We start from the raw sequence: 16,246 nt of genomic DNA on the forward strand, positions 1-16,246 counted from the left end.
TTGGCACGCTGTTGAGTTCTCAAGGAACGGACGCTTCCTTTGTACTCACCCTCTCGGGCTTTCCTCCGGGCTTCCCTTCGGTATTTCGTGTTTCCAGCCTAGCAGATCCGATTTCCCGTTTCTGCCACCCGCTGGAGCGGGCTGCTGGGATTGGAATTCGCTTTCGCTTTTCCGTTCCCGGCGGGGTCAAACACTACCAGGCTTTCTCGGTCCCCCCGACCACATCCCCTGCGAGCATGCAGAGGTGTAGACCACTGGGGTTAGGATCTGGCTTGATAGGTGCTGCCGACCCGCGACTCAAGGCCGCGTTGGGGTCAGGCAGGAGTACGACAGTACATCCCACCGTCAGTTGAGGCAAATCGTTTCCGGTAGTCCCTAGCTCCGTCCAACTGGTACGTCCCGGGCGGAACTAGGACTTCTTATGACTTACGCTTCAGAACAGTACGCCGTCCAGGACAGGTAGTGACGGCGCCTACACAATCTCCGCCCCTGGGAGGCTTCCCATGACAACCGTGACGTCGCCGCTTGCTGGACGCGCCATCGGTCTCGCCGCAGTTCCCGACCCGGTCTTCTCCGGTGCGATGGTCGGTCCCGGTACCGCCATCGATCCCGTACGTGAGCCCTCTGAGGCCGTCTCCCCCATCGACGGGGTCATCGTCTCCATGCACCCGCACGCGTTCGTCGTCGTCGACGGCGAGGGACACGGTGTGCTGACCCACCTCGGCATCGACACCGTTCAGCTCAACGGGGAGGGCTTCGAGCTCCTCGTGAAGAAGGGTGACACCGTGACGCGGGGCCAGGCCGTCGTGCGCTGGGACCCCGCTGCGGTCGAGGCCGCCGGCAAGTCCCCCATCTGTCCCATCGTGGCCCTGGAGGCCACTGCGGACTCGCTCTCCTCCGTCGTTGAAGACGGCGACGTGAAGGCCGGCGACCAGCTCTTCGGCTGGAGCTGAGCCGGTTCGTCCCCGTGACGACCGCGAGTTCGACATTCAACGCGGCGGCAGGTGCCGCCGCTCTATCGGAGACGGGTGAGATGGAGACAACGCTGCGAGGCGTCGGCGTCAGCCACGGTGTGGCGATCGGCGAGGTCCGGCACATGGGCACGGCGGTTCTCGAACCGCCGGCCAAGCAGATTCCGGCGGACGAGGCGGAGCGCGAACAGGGGCGCGCCCGTCAGGCCGTCGAAGCTGTGGCCGCCGACCTCAATGCACGCGGCAACCTGGCCGGTGGTGAGGCCCAGCACGTGCTGGAGGCCCAGGCGATGATCGCCCAGGACCCGGAGCTCATCGCCGACGTGGACCGCCGGATCGCCGTGGGCAGCACGGCGGAGCGCGGTATCTACGACGCCTTCTCGCACTATCGCGAGCTGCTCGCCGGTGCCGGCGAGTACATGGCCGGGCGCGTCGCCGACCTCGACGACGTGCGGAACCGGATCGTGGCGCGGCTGCTCGGTGTGCCGATGCCCGGCGTGCCGGACAGCGACGAGCCGTACGTGCTGATCGCGCGGGACCTGGCGCCCGCCGACACGGCGCTGCTCGACCCGACGCTCGTGCTCGGGTTCGTGACCGAGGAGGGCGGGCCGACCAGCCACAGCGCGATTCTCGCGCGGGCGCTGGGTGTGCCGGCCATCGTCGCGCTGCCGGGCGCGGGTGAGATCGCCGAGGGCACGCTCATCGCGGTCGACGGTTCGACCGGTGAGCTCTTCGTGGACCCGAGCGAGGAGAAGAAGGCGGAGCTGACCGACGCCGCCGCCGCGCGCAAGGCCGCGCTGGCCACGTCCAGCGGTCCGGGTGCGACCTCGGACGGCCACAAGGTGCCGCTGCTGGCCAACGTCGGCGGTCCGGCGGACGTGCCGGCGGCGGTGGAGGCCGGTGCGGAGGGTGTCGGTCTCTTCCGTACGGAGTTCCTCTTCCTGGACGACAGCAAGCAGGCTCCGTCCGAGGAGAAGCAGGTCGAGGCCTACCGCAAGGTGCTGGAGGCCTTCCCCGAGGGCCGTGTCGTGGTGCGGGTGCTCGACGCCGGTGCCGACAAGCCGCTGGACTTCCTGACGCCGGTGGACGAGCCGAACCCGGCGCTCGGCGTGCGGGGTCTGCGGTCGCTGCTGGAGCACCCGGAGGTGCTGCGGACGCAGCTGACCGCGCTCGCGAAGGCGGTCGAGGGTCTGCCGGTGTACCTCGAGGTCATGGCGCCGATGGTGGCCGACCGTACGGACGCGAAGGCTTTCGCCGACGCGTGCCGTGAGGCGGGGCTGCGGGCGAAGTTCGGTGCGATGGTCGAGATCCCCTCGGCCGCGCTGCGGGCCCGCTCGATCCTCCAGGAGGTCGAGTTCCTGTCGCTCGGAACCAACGACCTGGCGCAGTACACCTTCGCGGCCGACCGCCAGGTCGGTGCGGTGTCCCGGCTCCAGGACCCGTGGCAGCCGGCGCTGCTCGACCTGGTGGCGCTGTCCGCCGAGGCCGCCAAGGCCGAGGGCAAGAGCTGTGGTGTCTGTGGCGAGGCGGCCGCCGACCCGCTGCTCGCCTGTGTGCTGACGGGTCTGGGTGTCACCTCGCTCTCGATGGGTGCGGCTTCCATTCCGTACGTGCGGGCGATGCTCGCCAAGTACACGCTGGCGCAGTGTGAGCGGGCCGCCGCCGCGGCGCGTGCCGCCGACACGGCGCACGAGGCGCGTGTGGCCGCTCAGGCGGTGCTGTCCGGGGAGTGATTCCCGGCCGTGCTCGCCGAAGGGGCTTTCCGTCACGCAGGTGACGGGGAGCCCCTTCGGCGTGTCCGGGGTCAGTGGTGGGTGGTCCAGTCGTCGTCGGGGTCCGGCGCGAGGGGGAAACCGGCGCGGTGGTCGACGCCGGGTTCCGGTGAGAGGGGTTCTCCGGTGGTGGCGTCGGTGCAGTAGGCGGCGAAGACCTCGGCCTCGGTGAGCGGGACGAGCGTGCCGCCGGTGAGGCGCCAGCCGTGGAGTCGGTCGCGGTCGCCGGGGGCGGTGGTGCGCAGGACGAGTCCGCCGGGGGCGTCGAGGGCGATGCCGGTGGCGAGGACGGCCGTGAGTTCGGCGGCCGCCGCGTCGTCGACGGCTGCGGCGGGCCCGGTGGTGCCATGGGCGTGGAGGACGGCGAGCAGCTGGTCGTCGGCCGCCCGGACACTGCACACCAGGTGGTGGGCGCCGGGGCCCGCGGCGTCGAGCAGCCGGGTGAGGAGTCGGGCGGCCCGCTCGAAGGCGGCCCTGCCGATGTCCTTGCCGCAGGTGGCGCAGTCGCCCGCGGTGGCGAGGACGGTGGTGGCGTACTCCCAGGTGGCGTGGCGGACGGCGGTGTCGACGAGCTCGGGGAGGAGGGTGCTGAGGGGCTGCCCGGTGTAGGTGATCCGGGCGCCGGTCGCGGCGAGGTGTGCGGTGAAGCGGCTGCGGCTCGTGGGGTGGTCGGGGTCGATGGCGGTCTCGGCGCAGTAGGCCGCGTACTCCTCGGGGTCGAAGAGGGTGACGGTGGTGTGGCCGCCCTGGCCGGCGAGGGTCTTGAGCAGGGCCTCGACCTGCCGGAGGTAGGTGGTGTGGTCGTCGAAGGCGAAGGTCCGGTACTGGCGCATGGCCGTGAAGTCGTGCTCGTCGGCGAGGAGGCCGACGGTGCTGGGGACTTCGCGGCGCAGGGCGCGGCGGAGGTGTGCGTGGGTGGTGCCGGTCCGTGTCATGTCTCCCCCTGGTGACGGTCCTATCAGTGCTCACTCACCGTAACCTTCGCCACTGACAGTGACGTCGCGGGCAGGCGTCGGCGGACGAGGCGGTTCTGGGCGGCGCTGGTGGCGACGAGGACGGCGCCGAGGGCTGGCCAGGCCAGGGGGCCCGCCGAGACGATGCCGGTCATGAGGAGGGGGCCGACGAAGCGTTGGGTGGACTGGGCGAGGCCGTGGACGCCGAGGTAGGCGCCTTGGGCGTCGTCGGGGGCGAGGGCGACGGAGATCTCCCAGGACGCGATGGTGTGGATCATCTCGGCGAAGGTGAGGACGACGGCCGCGGTGATCAGGGCGGCGATGGAGAGGGTCCTGCCGCCGAGGGCGGAGACGGCCAGGGCGAGCGTGCCGACGGCGAAGAGTCCGGCGATCGGGGCGAGCAGACGGCGTGCGGCCTCGGTGGAGGAGCCGTAGCGCGAGAGCGGGACCTGGAAGATCACGACGAGGGCGCTGTTGGCGACCATCAGGAGCGGGGCGAGGCCGACGGGGGCGTCGGTGGCGTGGACGATCCAGAGGGGGAGGGCGACCTGGAGGATCGAGTCGTGGAGGAAGAAGACCGAATCGGCGGCGGTGAAGCCGAGGAAGCCCCGGTCGCGCCAGGGGTTGGAGGGCTTGGTGACGGGGGCCGGGTCGGTGGAGGAGGCGGCCACCCGGGAGGTGGGGGCGGGCGGTTCGGCGCAGCGGAGGGTGAGCGCGGCCATCACCAGGTACGACAGGGCGTCGCCGACGAGGAGGAGGTGGAAGGCGGTGCTGGTGCCGACCGCGAGGGCGGCCGCGGCGCCGAGGCCGCCGAGGGTCCAGCCGAGGTTGGAGGTGGTGCGGTTGATGGCCTGGTACCGGATGCGGTCGGGGCCGGCGACCCGGGCCGCGTAGAGCTTGGTGAGGACGTTGGTGGCGCGGTCGGGGAGCGCGCCGGCGGCCGAGAAGAGGACGAGCAGCAGGTAGTCGTCGGTGGTGAGGAGGGCGAGGAGGGCGGCGGCGCGCAGCAGTTGGGTGCAGATGATGACGCGGACGAGCGGGAAACGGTCGGCGAGTCGGCCGCCGAGGGGGGCGCCCGCGATGCCGGCGGCGCCCGATACGGCGATGAGAAGGCCGACCTGGCCCAGGCCGAGGCCGGTGACGTAGGTGAAGTAGAGGGCCATGGCCGTGGACCAGAGTCCGGTGCCGCACTTGTCGATGAACCCGATGACGAGCATGCGGCGGCCGTCGGCGCCGCCCGGGATGCGGTCCTCGAAGGCTGTCCGGGTGGAGCGGGTGGAGCGGCTCAATGGGTCCCCCTTGCCAACTGCTTTGTATTGATACATATTTGATTACGTGGCAGCACAATATGCGATCGAAGGTACGACGGCCAAGGGGATCGCCGCGTCCGTGGAGCGGGGCGTGACCGAGGGCGGACTCGCCCCGGGTGACGCCCTGCCGCCCGTGCGGCGGCTCGCCGACGCGCTGGGGGTGAGCCCCGGGACCGTCGCGACGGCCTACAAGGAGTTGCGGCAGCGGGGGCTGATCGTCACGCGGGGCCGGGGCGGAACCGTGGTGGCGGAGGTCCCGTCGGTGGCCTCCCGGCGTCCGCCACGGGTGCCGGGGGGCCTGGTGGACCTGGCGGGCGGGCATCCGGACCCGGCCTTCCTCCCCGTACTGCGGCCGCCTTCGGCGGTCCCCCCGGTGTACGGCTCCCACCGCGCCGCGCCGCGCCTCGCGGCGCTCGAGGAGGTGACCCGGGCGTGGTTCGAGCGGGACGGGGTGCCCGCGCGGCACGTGACGTTCGCGCACGGGGCGCTCGACTGCATCGCGCGGCTCCTCTCGACGGAGCTGCGGCCGGGTGACGCGGTGGCCGTGGAGGATCCCGGCTTCCACCATCTCCTCGACCTGGTGCCCGCGTTGGGACTGCGGATGGTCCCGGTGGCCGTGGACGGCGAGGGGCTCGTACCGGAGTCGCTGCGCACGGCGCTCCGGAGCGGGGTGCGCGCGGTGGTGTGCAGCCCTCGGGGGCAGTGCCCGACCGGGGCCTTCTTCACCCGGTCGCGACGGGACGAACTGGTGGCGGTGCTCCGGGAGTTCCCGGAGGTGCTCGTCGTCGAGGACGACCACAACGCGGAGGTCGGCGGGGCGGCGGCGTACACGCTCGCGGCGGCCGGGCTCGACCGGTGGGCGCAGGTGCGGACCGTGTCGAAGCACCTCGGGATCGACCTGCGGTGGGCCGGGGTCGCGTGCGACGCGGTCACCCTCGCGCGGCACGACGGGCGGATGCTGATGACCTCGGGATGGGTCAGCCACGTGCTCCAGGAGACGGTGGCCGGTCTGTTCGGTGACGGGGCGGTCCGTGGGCTCGTGGCGTCGGGCGAGTCGGCGTACGCGGAGCGGCGGGCGGCTCTGATCGGCGCGCTCGGGAAGCACCGGATCCGGGCGGTCGGGGCGAGCGGGCTGAACGTATGGGTGCCGGTGCGGGACGAGTCGGCGGTCGTCAACGGGTTGCGGACCCAGGGCTGGTGGGTCGCCGCGGGGGCGCGGTTCCGGATCGCGGCTCCGCCGGCCGTACGGATCACGACGGCGACGCTCGCACCCGGCGAAGCGGAGCGCCTCGCGGCGGACTTCGCGGAGGTACTGGGTGACGCGCAGGCGACGTACGGAGGATGACACCCGCGGAAAGCCGCCGAACGCTCCGGGGAAAGGTCTTCCCCGGAGCGTTCGGTGTCGCCGCGTACGGGTCGGTGCCGGGGCGGCCGGGGTTCATCGGGTCCGGTAGGCGTTCCTCAGGGTCTGGGTGAGGGTGTTGCCCCGGGCGTCGGTGAGTTCGGCGCGGAGCGAGACGGAGCGGCCGGGGCCGGGAGTGCGGAAGGCGGCCCTGCCGTCGACGACGGGGACACGGGTCCAGGTGGTGCCGTTGTCGGCCGACACCGACACCGTGAGCGACCGGACTCCGGTCTCGGCCGCCGCTCCCTGGACGGTGACCGGTACGCGTACCGCGGTCCCCGCCGGGGTGGTGCCGTCGAGGTCGAGGGCCGGGGCGAAGCGGACGGTGCTGAGGGGCAGCGCGGCGGGGCGGGGCGCGGCCGCCGAGGTGAAGGTCCAGGCCGCGGTGACCCGCCCGCTCGTCGGGGAGCCGTCGCCGCGGGTCGCCGTGGCGGTGAGCCGGTAAGAGGCCCGTCCGGGGGTGGTGGTGAACGTGGCACGGCCGGGGTCGCCCTGTCGGGTGCAGATCAGGACCCCGTCGCGGTGGAGCGTGGTGGTGGCGCCGTGGAAGTGGGGTGCGGTGGGCACGTGGCCGTCGCCGTCCGCGAGCAGCGGGAGGTCGAGGGCGAGGGTGTCGCCGTCACGGACGCCCGCGGGGCGGGCGCCGGGTGCCGGGTCGAGGGCGGGGCCGAAGACGGCGTTGTCGAAGGTGTGGGTGGTGGTGGCGCCCGCGCGGACCGGGAAGCCGGGTGCGAGGTAGCGGTTGGGCGGGGTCCCGGGGGCGGCGGGGCCGGTGTACTCGACGTCCCACCGGCCTCGCTCGGGGGTCACCAGCACGGTCGCGGTCCCGGGCAGCCGAAGGGGCTGGACGAGCCCGACGGTGGGGCCGGCGCTGGGCTGGATCGAGACGAACCCGGTTCCGGTCGTGCCCTCCGGGGCGGCTGCGCGGATCTTGACGGTGGCCAGTGAGGCCGCCGCCGGGTGCCGGACGAGGCCGGTCAGGGCGCGCTCGGAGGTGAAGGTGTAGCCGAGGGCGTAGTCGGCTGTCGCGCCGGACCAGTAGGTGTCGAACCACTCCCTGACCGAGCCGGACTCGGCCGCGGGACCGAGGTGGGCCACGCGGAGGCCCGGGCTCGCCGTCATGATGTTCGCGGAGCGGGTCGTCCCCTCGTGGGTGACCTCGACGAACCCGAGGCTGTTCAGGTAGCGGGCGCCCGACTCCGGCGGACGGACGTCCACCGGCGCGGTCGTGCGGGCGTCGACGGTGACCGTCGTGTCGCGGTTCAGGTCCAGGCGGGGCTGGACGATCCAGTCCGTTCCGGTGGCCCCGTCGGCTCCGCCCAGGGTGGAGTCGAGCAGATAGCGGCCCTCGGGCAGCCGGACGGTGACCGTGCCGGACTCGTCGTAGGGCGTGGCCTCCTCCGAGGCGCCGGGGCCCGAGATGCCGGTGAGGTGGGTCCGGTAGCCGCCGGTGGCGGCTCCTTCCCGGTCGAGATGACGGATGGTCAGGGTGTACGTCTCGGGGGCGCCGTTCGCGACGGCGGCCGGCGACGTCGTCGCGAGGGAGGTCCCGGCGAGGACCCCGGCCAGGGCCAGCGAGCGCAGGATCGTGCGGCGGCTCGTACCCGGGGCCGTGCGGCGGAGTGGCGAGGAATCGTTCATGCCAAGCACTGCTCACGACGGGCGGGGCGTTCCCGTGACCCGGGTCACAGGCCTCGCGGTGTGGCGCGGGTCACGGGAACCCGGACGAACCGGCGCCCAGTGCCAGATGTGGAATCACCTATGAGAGATCGTTTCCGGGCCGGAGACCCCTCCGCGCTCGGCGAGGCGTACGACGAGCACGCCCGCGTGCTGTACCACTACGCCTTCCGGGTCTGCGGAGACCGGACGGCGGCCGAGGACGTGGTCTCCGCCGCGTTCCTCGAAGCCTGGCGCTGTCGCGGAAGAGTGCACGCCGACGGCGGAAGCCTTCGCCCGTGGCTGCTGGGCATCGCGACCAACATCATGCGGGGCGCGGCGCGTGAGGCACGGCGGCGGGACGCGGCCCTCGCCCGGATGCCGGAGCGCGGTGTCCTGCCGGACTTCGCCGACGACGTCCTCGCCAGGATGACGGACGGGGAGCAGGTACGGGCCGCCCGGGCCGCCCTCGGGAAGCTGCGGCGGCGCGAGCGCGAGGTCTTCACGCTCGTGGTGTGGGCCGGGCTCGACTACGCCGCGGCAGGGGAGGCGCTGGGCATTCCGGTCGGGACCGTGCGGTCCCGGCTCTCGCGGGCGCGTGAACGGCTCCGGAAGCTCGCCGACGCCGAACTGCGGGCCTCGCGGCGGAAGGAGCGGGCGGCCGTCGCCGCCGTGCGGTCGTCCTCCGGCGTGGTGGTACCGGCGGTGGCACGGCCCTCCGCCGGCAGCGGTGCCGGCAGCCGTGCCGGTGTCGGTCCCGCCCTCCGTCCCGGTACGGCTGCCGGAGCCGCGGCGAAGCCGAGCGCCGCAGAACGAACCGCCGCAGATCCCGTCGCCGGAGCCGTGTCCGCCCGGTCCGTCGTCCGTCCCGCTCTCGTGCCCCGATCGATCCCGGAGAACCAGGCATGAACGCCTTCGCCCCCCGCACGCCGCACCAGCACGCCCACACCGACGAGGCTCTGCGTGCCGAGCTCGCCGAGCTGCTGCCCCCGCCGCCGGTGCCCCCGCTCGCGCCGGACCGGGACCGCGACCTGCGGCACACCGTCCTGAGGGCCGCCCTCGCCTCCGAGGGCGGCGCGGTCGCCCGTCCGTCCCGTGAGCGCCGGGGGCGCGCCGGGCTCCGGCTCGGCTGGATCGCCGCACCGATGGCCGCCTGCGCGGTCGTGGCCGGTGTCGCCGTCCTCGCGCCCCGCGAGGCGCCGGCCGGGCCCCCGGGCACGGGGCGTGTCACGGCCGGTCAGGAGGCCTCGCCCGGCGCCGTGCGGGTGCTGTCCCGAGCGGCGCTCGCCGCCGCGGCCGCGCCCGCGCCGGATGCCGGGCCCGACGGGTACGTCTATGTGAAGAGCCTCGTCGCCCATGCCGGGCGCAGTGCTTCGGGTGGCTCGGCGACACTGCCCCGTGCCCATCGGCGCGAGGTGTGGCTTTCGGCCGACGGCAGCCGTCCCGGTCTGCTGCGCGAGCCCGGCTCCGCCGACACCCCGCTCGGTCCCCCGCTGCCCGTGTACGAGCTGGACCACCGGGGGGCCGCGCCGAGGATGTCCACCGCCGGGGCGGAGCCGCCTTCCGTCACGAACCCGACCCACGCGTACGTGGCGACGCTTCCGACGGACCCTGAGGCGCTCCTGCGGTTGATCCGCGACGAGACCCGTCGGTCCGGGGGCGATCCGGACCAGCGGGCCTTCACCGCGATCGGGACCCTGCTCGCCGAGACCTGGGCTCCCCCGAAGGTCACCGCCGCCCTGTACGAGGCCGCGGCACGGATCCCCGGGGTCACCGTGGTGCCGTCCGCGAAGGACGCGGCCGGTCGCGAGGGCGTCGCCGTCGCCCGTACCGCGTACGGCGAGCAGACGCAGTGGATCTTCGACCGTACGACCTCGGTGTTCCTCGGGGAGCGCACGGTCCTCACCGGAACGACGACGGCCGGATCCGCGGGCACGGTCCTCGGGGTGTCGGCGGTGCTCGCCAAGGCGTGCGTCGGCGCCCCCGGCGAGCTGCCGGGGGCACCGAGGGCTTAGCGGGGGCGGCCCCGCGCGGCGGGGCGCTCCGGTCAGCCCCGGCGGGAGGCCGCCAGGGACTCGTAGAAGTGCAGGAGGCCGAGGTCGTCGACCGAGCCGGCGTTGACCGCCTTGGCCAGGGGGGTGCCCTGGAGGAGGCGCTTGACCGGGACCTCGATGCGCTTGCCCGTGAGGGTGTGCGGGACGCCGGGGACCTCGATGATCTCGTCGGGGACGTGGCGCGGGGAGAGTTCGGTGCGGATCGTCCGCTTGATGCGGGCGATCAGCTCCTCGTCGAGGGTGGCTCCCTCGACGAGGTGCACGAAGAGCGGCATCCAGTAGCCGCCGTCCGGCTCCTCCAGGCCGATCACGAGGGATTCGCGGATCTCCGGGAGGCGTTCGACGGCCTCATAGATATCGGCGCTCCCCATCCGTACGCCCTGACGGTTCAGGGTGGAGTCGGAACGGCCGTGGATGACGACGGAACCGTGGTCGGTGATCGTGATCCAGTCGCCGTGGCGCCAGGCACCCGGGAACATCTCGAAGTAGCTGTCGCGGTAGCGGCTGCCGTCGGGGTCGTTCCAGAAGTGGATCGGCATGGACGGCATGGGGTTGGTGACGACGAGTTCGCCGACCTCGCCGATCACCGGCTTGCCGGAGGGGTCCCAGGCCTGGAGGTCGGTGCCGAGACCCGCCGCCTGGAGTTCCCCGATGTGGACCGGGAGGGTGGGGACGGCGCCCGCGAAGCAGGAGCAGACGTCGGTGCCGCCGCTGACGGAGGCGATCCAGAGGTTCTCGCGGACCTCGTCGTGGAGCCAGCGGAAGCCGTCGGGGGGCAGCGGGGAGCCGGTGGTGGCGACGCACTTCACCGACGAGAGGTCGAAGTCGCGGCCGGGGTGCACGTCCGCCTTGGCGCAGGCCATCACATACGCGGCGGAGGTGCCGTACAGGGTGGCTCGGGTGCGTTCGGCGACGCGCCACTGCGCGGCGGTGTCCGGGTAGCCGGGGCTTCCGTCGTACAGGACGACGGTCGTGCCGGTGAGCAGGCCGGAGACGAGGAAGTTCCACATCATCCAGCCGGTGGAGGTGTACCAGAAGAACACGTCGTCGGGCCCGAGGTCGCAGTGCAGGCCCAGCTGCTTGACGTGCTCGACGAGGATGCCGCCCTGGGACTGGACGATCGCCTTCGGCAGACCGGTCGTGCCGGAGGAGTACAGGACCCACAGCGGGTGCGAGAACGGGACCTGCTCGTAGACCGGCTCGACGTCGGCGGCGACGAGGTCGGCCCAGTCGAGGGTGCCCTCGGGGGCCGGGGTCCCGAGCAGCGGGATGTGGACGACCGCCCGGAGGGTGGGGAGCTCGGCGCGCAGTTCGGCGACGGTGTCGCGACGGTCGTGCTCCTTGCCGCCGTAGCGGTAGCCGTCGACGGTGAAGAGGACCACGGGCTCGACCTGCTGGAAGCGGTCGAGGACGCTGCGGGCGCCGAAGTCCGGGGCGCAGGAGGTCCACACACCGCCGACGGCCGCGGTGGCGAGGAGGGCCACGACGGACTGCGGGACGTTGGGCAGATAGCCGCTGATCCGGTCGCCGGGCTGTACGCCGAGGGCGCGGAGTTCGGCGGCGAGCGATCCGACCTGGCGGCGGAGCTCGCCCCAGGTGACCGGCGTGGGCTCATGTGTTTCGTCCACATGGAGCAGAGCCGTGTCATGGGGGCGCTCGTCGGCGGCGCGCAGGGCGTGCTCGGCGTAGTTGAGGGTGGCCCCGGGGAACCAGTCGGCGCCGGGCATCGAGCGGTCGCCGAGGACCCGCTCGTACGGGGTGGAGAAGCGGATGTCGAACCACTCGACGACCGCCTGCCAGAAGGCTTCGAGCTCGTCGACCGACCAGCGGTGGAGTGCCGCGTACCCGCCGTCGGCAGGGGCGCCGTGGTGTTCGGCGGCCCAGCTCTGGAAGCGGGTGACGGCGGCCGTGGCGATGCGTTCGTCGTCCGGCTGCCAGAGCGGATCGGTCTGCGCTGATGTCATTGGGGCGGCTCCCTGGCTGTACGCGGGGTCTGCGTGTGTCCCGCGCACGTGCTGGGGTGTGCGCGCGACGCGGCTGACAGGACGATGCCATGTGATCGTCATTCGCACCAGGGCTGCCCGCCCATGGTCGGGGAGTTGAATATGTGCTCCCACCACGGGTGAACGCCAGTTGAACGGAGCCTGTTCCGCCCCTGGTGGGTGGCAGGGTGAGCCGCATGGACGGTCGTGAACTGGTGCGCTCGATGAAGGTGTTCGGCTCGGTGCAGGGATTGCGGACGGTACGGGCGGCGTGGCGGCAGCGTCGTACGGACGCGTGGGGGCTGCCGCCGAAGGGGGCGGAACGGGCCCGCGTACCGGGGCACGCGACGGGGGCGGAGGCGGCGCCCGGTGGAGGGACCATCCGGTTCGCCCGGTCCTCGTTGCGGATCCGGGTGTCGGCGGGCGGCACCGTGTTCTGGGGGTGGGACGGGGCCGAGCCGCTGCCCTCGTACGCCCTTGCCGGTGAGGCGCCCGATCCGGATCCGCGGGCCTCCCTGGAACCGGACACGGACGGCGGCTGGCGGATCGTGTCCGAGCGGGTGACGGTGGCGGTCTCCCGGCACGGGGCGGTGGAGATCCGGACACCGGGCGGGGTGATGCTGCGCCGCGACTTGCCGCCGCGCTGGTGGGAGCCGGTGGCACAGGCGGGCACGGAAGCGGCGGCGGGCGCGGAAGCGGGCACGGAAGCGGCGGCGGGCGCGGCGCGGTGGGTGCAGCGCAGTGAGGTGCCGGCGGACGCGCGGTTCTTCGGGCTCGGCGGGCGGTCGGCGGGGCCACGGCTGCGGGACGGCTCGTACCGGCTGTGGAACACCGACCCCAAGGGGAGCTTCGGCCCCGGGGACGATCCCCTCTACCTCACCATGCCCGTGCAGTTCGTCGTCTCGGACGCGGGGACGCACCTTGCCTTCCACGACAACTCCTGGGACGGGCGGGTCACCCTCGCCGAGGGCGAGGAGGGCGCGGGGTCCGGGCACGACCGGCCGGGCACCAGCGAGGTCCGGATGGACGGCGGACCGCTGCGCTGCTGGGTGGTCGTCGGCACCCCCGCGCGCGTACTGCACGGCTGGGCGGCGCTGACGGGCGCGCCCGCGCTGCCGCCGGACTGGGCGCTCGGACCGCAGCACGCGCGCTGGGGGTTCGGCAGCGCGCGGGAGGTCCGGCGGATCGTGGCCGGATACCGGGAGCGCGGTCTTCCGCTGTCCGCCGTCCATCTGGACATCGACCACTACGACGGCCACCGGGTGTTCACCGTCGACCGGGAGCGGTTCCCCGACCTTCCGGGGCTCGCCGCCGAGCTGCGGGAGCAGGGCGTGCGGCTCGTGTCGATCGTGGACCCGGCGGTGAAGGCCGAACCGGGGAACCCGGTGTACGACGGTGGGCGGGCGGCGGGGGCCTTCGTCCGGGACGCCCGGGGCGACGAGGTCCACGGGGTGGTGTGGCCGGGCGAGTGCGCCTACCCGGACTTCACCGATCCCGCCGTGCGGGAGTGGTGGGGCGAGCTGTACGAGGAACGGCTCCGCCAGGGCTTCTCCGGCGTGTGGCACGACATGAACGAGCCGGTGTCGTTCGCCCCCTTCGGCGACACGACGCTGCCCCGGTCGGCACGGCACGACCTGGACGGCCGGGGAGGCGACCACCGTGAGGCGCACAACGTCTACGGGCTGACGATGGCGCGGGCCGGGTACGAGGGGCTGCGCAGGCTGCGGCCCGCCGAGCGGCCCTTCCTCTTCTCGCGTTCGGGCTGGGCGGGCATGCAGCGGTACGGGGGCACCTGGTCGGGCGATGTGTCGACGGGATGGCCGGGGCTGCGGGCCTCGCTCGCCCTGGTCCTGGGGCTCGGACTGTGCGGGGTGCCGTACTCGGGGCCCGATGTGGGCGGTTTCGACGGCAGTCCGACGCCGGAGCTGTTCCTGCGCTGGTACCAGCTGGGGGCATGGCTGCCGCTGTTCCGTACCCACGCGGCGATCGACGCGGGGCGGCGCGAACCCTGGGAGTTCGGTCCGGAGGTGCTGGAGCACGCGCGCGTGGCCCTGGCCGAGAGGGAACGGCTGCGGCCGTACTTCACGACGCTGGCCCGGCTCGCCCGGATGACGGGAGCGCCCTATGTACGCCCGGTGTGGTGGGGGACGCCCGAGGACCGGGTGCTGCGCGACTGCGAGGACGCTTTCCTGCTGGGCGACGCGCTGCTCGTCGCACCCGTCCTGACCGCGGGTGCCGACCGGCGGGCGGTGCGGCTGCCGCGCGGCCGCTGGTACGACACGGCGACGGAGCAGGCGTACGAGGGAACCGGTCAGGTGCTGCTGGACGCGCCGCTCTCCCGGCTGCCGGTCCTGGCGCGGGCGGGGGCGGTGCTCCCGGTGCGCGGCGAGGACGGCGAGCTCTCCCTGGAGGTGTGGGCGCCCGCCGCGGGACGGACGGGCGGGGGTCTCGTCGTACGGGACACGGGGGACGGCTGGGAGACGGCCGAGATCGAGCGGTACCAGTCGCGGCTCGTGGACGGGCTGGTGGTCGTGGAGCGGGTGACGGACGACGGGGTGGAGGAGGCCGGGCTGCCGGTGCGGGTACGGGGGATGTGAGGAGCGGGGGTTGGTGAGGCGGCGGGGTACGGGTCGGGTGCCCCGCCGGGTACCTCAGGGCGCGGCCCCCGCAGATGGGCGCCCCGCTCCGCCGGCCGGGACCTCAGCCGTACGCCCCCGCGAACCACTTCCGTACCGCCTCCGTGTGCAGCGGGAAGGCCAGCTCCTCCGGTGCGCGGAGCACATGGTGGCCGCTCGTCTCGTTCGTCGGGGCCGAGGGCGGGAGTTCGGTCGCCGGGCGGGACGGGAGGAGGCCGAAGAGGAGCAGGTGGCCGGCCGGGGAGCTCATGGCGTCGGCGAGGCCGACCTCCTCGGCGGAGGCCGTGATCCCGGTCTCCTCACGGAGTTCGCGGGCGACGGCGGCACGCCAGTCCTCGCCGTGGTCGATGAAGCCGCCGGGCAGGGCGACCCCGCCCCGCGCGGGCTCGATGGTGCGGGTGATGACGACGAGTCCGGTTCCCGTTCCGTCCGTGACGGGGAGGAGGGCGACGGCGACCGGCAGCGGGTTGCGGTACGCGGTGTGGCCGCAGGCCGGGCAGGTGCGGGGCCAGCCGTCGGCCGGGTGGGCGGCGCCGCAGGCGGTGCAGTGCGAGGTGCCGCGGGACGGGCCGGAGGAGGTGCCTTGGGAGTCCTTCACGGGCCGACCGTATGCGATCGCCCTTTCCCGCCGCTGCCGGAACTGATAGACGGTGCGCATGACAGGACTTGCTTCCGCCATCCGTACCCTCGCCGTCGCGGCCGCGGCCGGGCTGCTCGCCGTCACGGGCGCGTCGCCGCCCCCGCTCCCCCGGCGTCGGCCGCGCCGGAGCCGAAGGCGCCACGGGAGTTCGTGGCCCTGAGTTCCGTGGACCGGACGATTCTTCAGGAGATGCGCTACACGACGCCGCACAACTTCGTGGGTGGGCCGGTGGACGGCTACCGGCAGCCGCTGTGCATCCTGACCCGGCCAGCGGCCGAGGCGCTGCACCGCGCCCAGGTGCGGCTGCTCGCCCGGGGGTACACGTTGAAGGTCTACGACTGCTACCGCCCGCAGCGGGCCGTCGACCACTTCGTGCGCTGGGCGAAGGACCTGGAGGACGAGGGGATGAAGAAGGAGTTCTATCCGCTCGTCGACAAGTCGAGGCTGTTCGCGGACGGTTACATCGCCGAGAAGTCCGGGCACAGCCGGGGCTCGACGGTGGATCTGACGATCGTGCGGCTGCCGGCGGTGCCCACGCGCGCGTACGTGCCGGGCGAGAGGTTGACGGAGTGCTACGCGCCGCGCGCGGAGCGTTTCCCGGACAACTCCGTGGACATGGGGACCGGGTACGACTGCTTCGACACGCTCTCGCACACGGACGACCCGCGGGTCGGGGGTGTGCAGCGGGCCAACCGGCAGCTGCTCAAGGGGGCACTCGTCGAGCAGGGGTTCGTGAACCTGCCGGAGGAGTGGTGGCACTTCACCTTCAAGCCGGAGCCGTTCCCGAGTACGTTCTTCGACTTCCCGGTGGCGCGGAGGTCGGTGGCCGGGCACTGAGTCTTCCGCGTCCGGATCTCCCGTGACACACTC

At 73.3% G+C, this 16,246-nt stretch carries 11 protein-coding genes and 1 pseudogene; 7 read left to right on the forward strand and 5 right to left on the reverse strand.

Annotated features, from left to right (window positions below):
- Positions 1-503 precede the first annotated feature (503 nt).
- Together ACH4MY_RS28045 and ptsP are read left to right on the forward strand one after the other, a co-directional pair.
- Entirely contained in the window at positions 504-953 is a 450-nt protein-coding gene (locus ACH4MY_RS28045; protein WP_398006530.1) for a PTS glucose transporter subunit IIA, read from the forward strand.
- A gap of 80 nt (positions 954-1,033) precedes the next feature.
- Entirely contained in the window at positions 1,034-2,704 is a 1,671-nt protein-coding gene (ptsP, locus tag ACH4MY_RS28050; RefSeq protein ID WP_398006531.1) for a phosphoenolpyruvate--protein phosphotransferase, read from the forward strand.
- Positions 2,705-2,775: 71 nt separating this feature from the next.
- On the opposite strand, the gene ACH4MY_RS28055 is transcribed toward ptsP, so the two are convergent.
- Together ACH4MY_RS28055 and ACH4MY_RS28060 are read right to left on the reverse strand one after the other, a co-directional pair.
- Entirely contained in the window at positions 2,776-3,678 is a 903-nt protein-coding gene (locus tag ACH4MY_RS28055; RefSeq protein ID WP_398006532.1) for a hypothetical protein, read from the reverse strand.
- A 23-nt stretch (positions 3,679-3,701) separates the two neighbouring features.
- A complete protein-coding gene (locus ACH4MY_RS28060; protein ID WP_398006533.1) occupies positions 3,702-4,985 on the reverse strand; it encodes an MFS transporter in 1,284 nt (427 codons plus the stop codon).
- Between the two features lie 46 nt (positions 4,986-5,031).
- Between ACH4MY_RS28060 and ACH4MY_RS28065 the strand changes: the two genes are divergently transcribed.
- On the forward strand, positions 5,032-6,351 hold the full coding sequence (locus ACH4MY_RS28065; protein WP_398006534.1) for an aminotransferase class I/II-fold pyridoxal phosphate-dependent enzyme: 1,320 nt from the start codon (positions 5,032-5,034) through the stop codon (positions 6,349-6,351).
- A 93-nt stretch (positions 6,352-6,444) separates the two neighbouring features.
- Here ACH4MY_RS28065 and ACH4MY_RS28070 read toward each other — a convergent pair whose 3' ends face one another.
- Positions 6,445-8,049 carry a serine protease gene (locus ACH4MY_RS28070; protein WP_398006535.1) on the reverse strand — a complete coding sequence of 535 codons (1,605 nt, stop codon included), beginning with the start codon at positions 8,047-8,049 and terminating at the stop codon, positions 6,445-6,447.
- Positions 8,050-8,169: 120 nt separating this feature from the next.
- Here ACH4MY_RS28070 and ACH4MY_RS28075 point away from each other — a divergent pair, with 120 nt between their 5' ends.
- Entirely contained in the window at positions 8,170-8,973 is an 804-nt protein-coding gene (locus ACH4MY_RS28075; RefSeq protein WP_398006536.1) for an RNA polymerase sigma factor, read from the forward strand.
- Positions 8,970-10,079 (forward strand): CU044_5270 family protein, encoded by a 1,110-nt coding sequence (locus ACH4MY_RS28080; RefSeq protein ID WP_398006537.1) that lies wholly within the window; start codon positions 8,970-8,972, stop codon positions 10,077-10,079. Before ACH4MY_RS28075 ends, ACH4MY_RS28080 begins: the two co-directional genes overlap by 4 nt.
- 32 nt (positions 10,080-10,111) lie before the next feature.
- On the opposite strand, the gene ACH4MY_RS28085 is transcribed toward ACH4MY_RS28080, so the two are convergent.
- Entirely contained in the window at positions 10,112-12,082 is a 1,971-nt protein-coding gene (locus tag ACH4MY_RS28085; RefSeq protein ID WP_398006538.1) for an acetoacetate--CoA ligase, read from the reverse strand.
- Between the two features lie 215 nt (positions 12,083-12,297).
- Here ACH4MY_RS28085 and ACH4MY_RS28090 point away from each other — a divergent pair, with 215 nt between their 5' ends.
- Positions 12,298-14,697: a TIM-barrel domain-containing protein gene (locus ACH4MY_RS28090; RefSeq protein ID WP_398006539.1), complete on the forward strand. Its 2,400-nt coding sequence runs from the start codon at positions 12,298-12,300 to the stop codon at positions 14,695-14,697.
- Positions 14,698-14,800: 103 nt separating this feature from the next.
- On the opposite strand, the gene ACH4MY_RS28095 is transcribed toward ACH4MY_RS28090, so the two are convergent.
- Positions 14,801-15,394, reverse strand: coding sequence for an NUDIX domain-containing protein (locus ACH4MY_RS28095; RefSeq protein ID WP_398006540.1), 594 nt, complete (start codon positions 15,392-15,394; stop codon positions 14,801-14,803).
- Here ACH4MY_RS28095 and ACH4MY_RS28100 point away from each other — a divergent pair.
- Positions 15,393-16,213: pseudogene (locus ACH4MY_RS28100) on the forward strand (M15 family metallopeptidase). The gene ACH4MY_RS28095 and the pseudogene ACH4MY_RS28100 overlap by 2 nt on opposite strands.
- Positions 16,214-16,246 lie beyond the last annotated feature (33 nt).

Source organism: Streptomyces sp. NPDC017246, assembly GCF_044331325.1.
Taxonomy (GTDB): Bacteria; Actinomycetota; Actinomycetes; order Streptomycetales; family Streptomycetaceae; genus Streptomyces.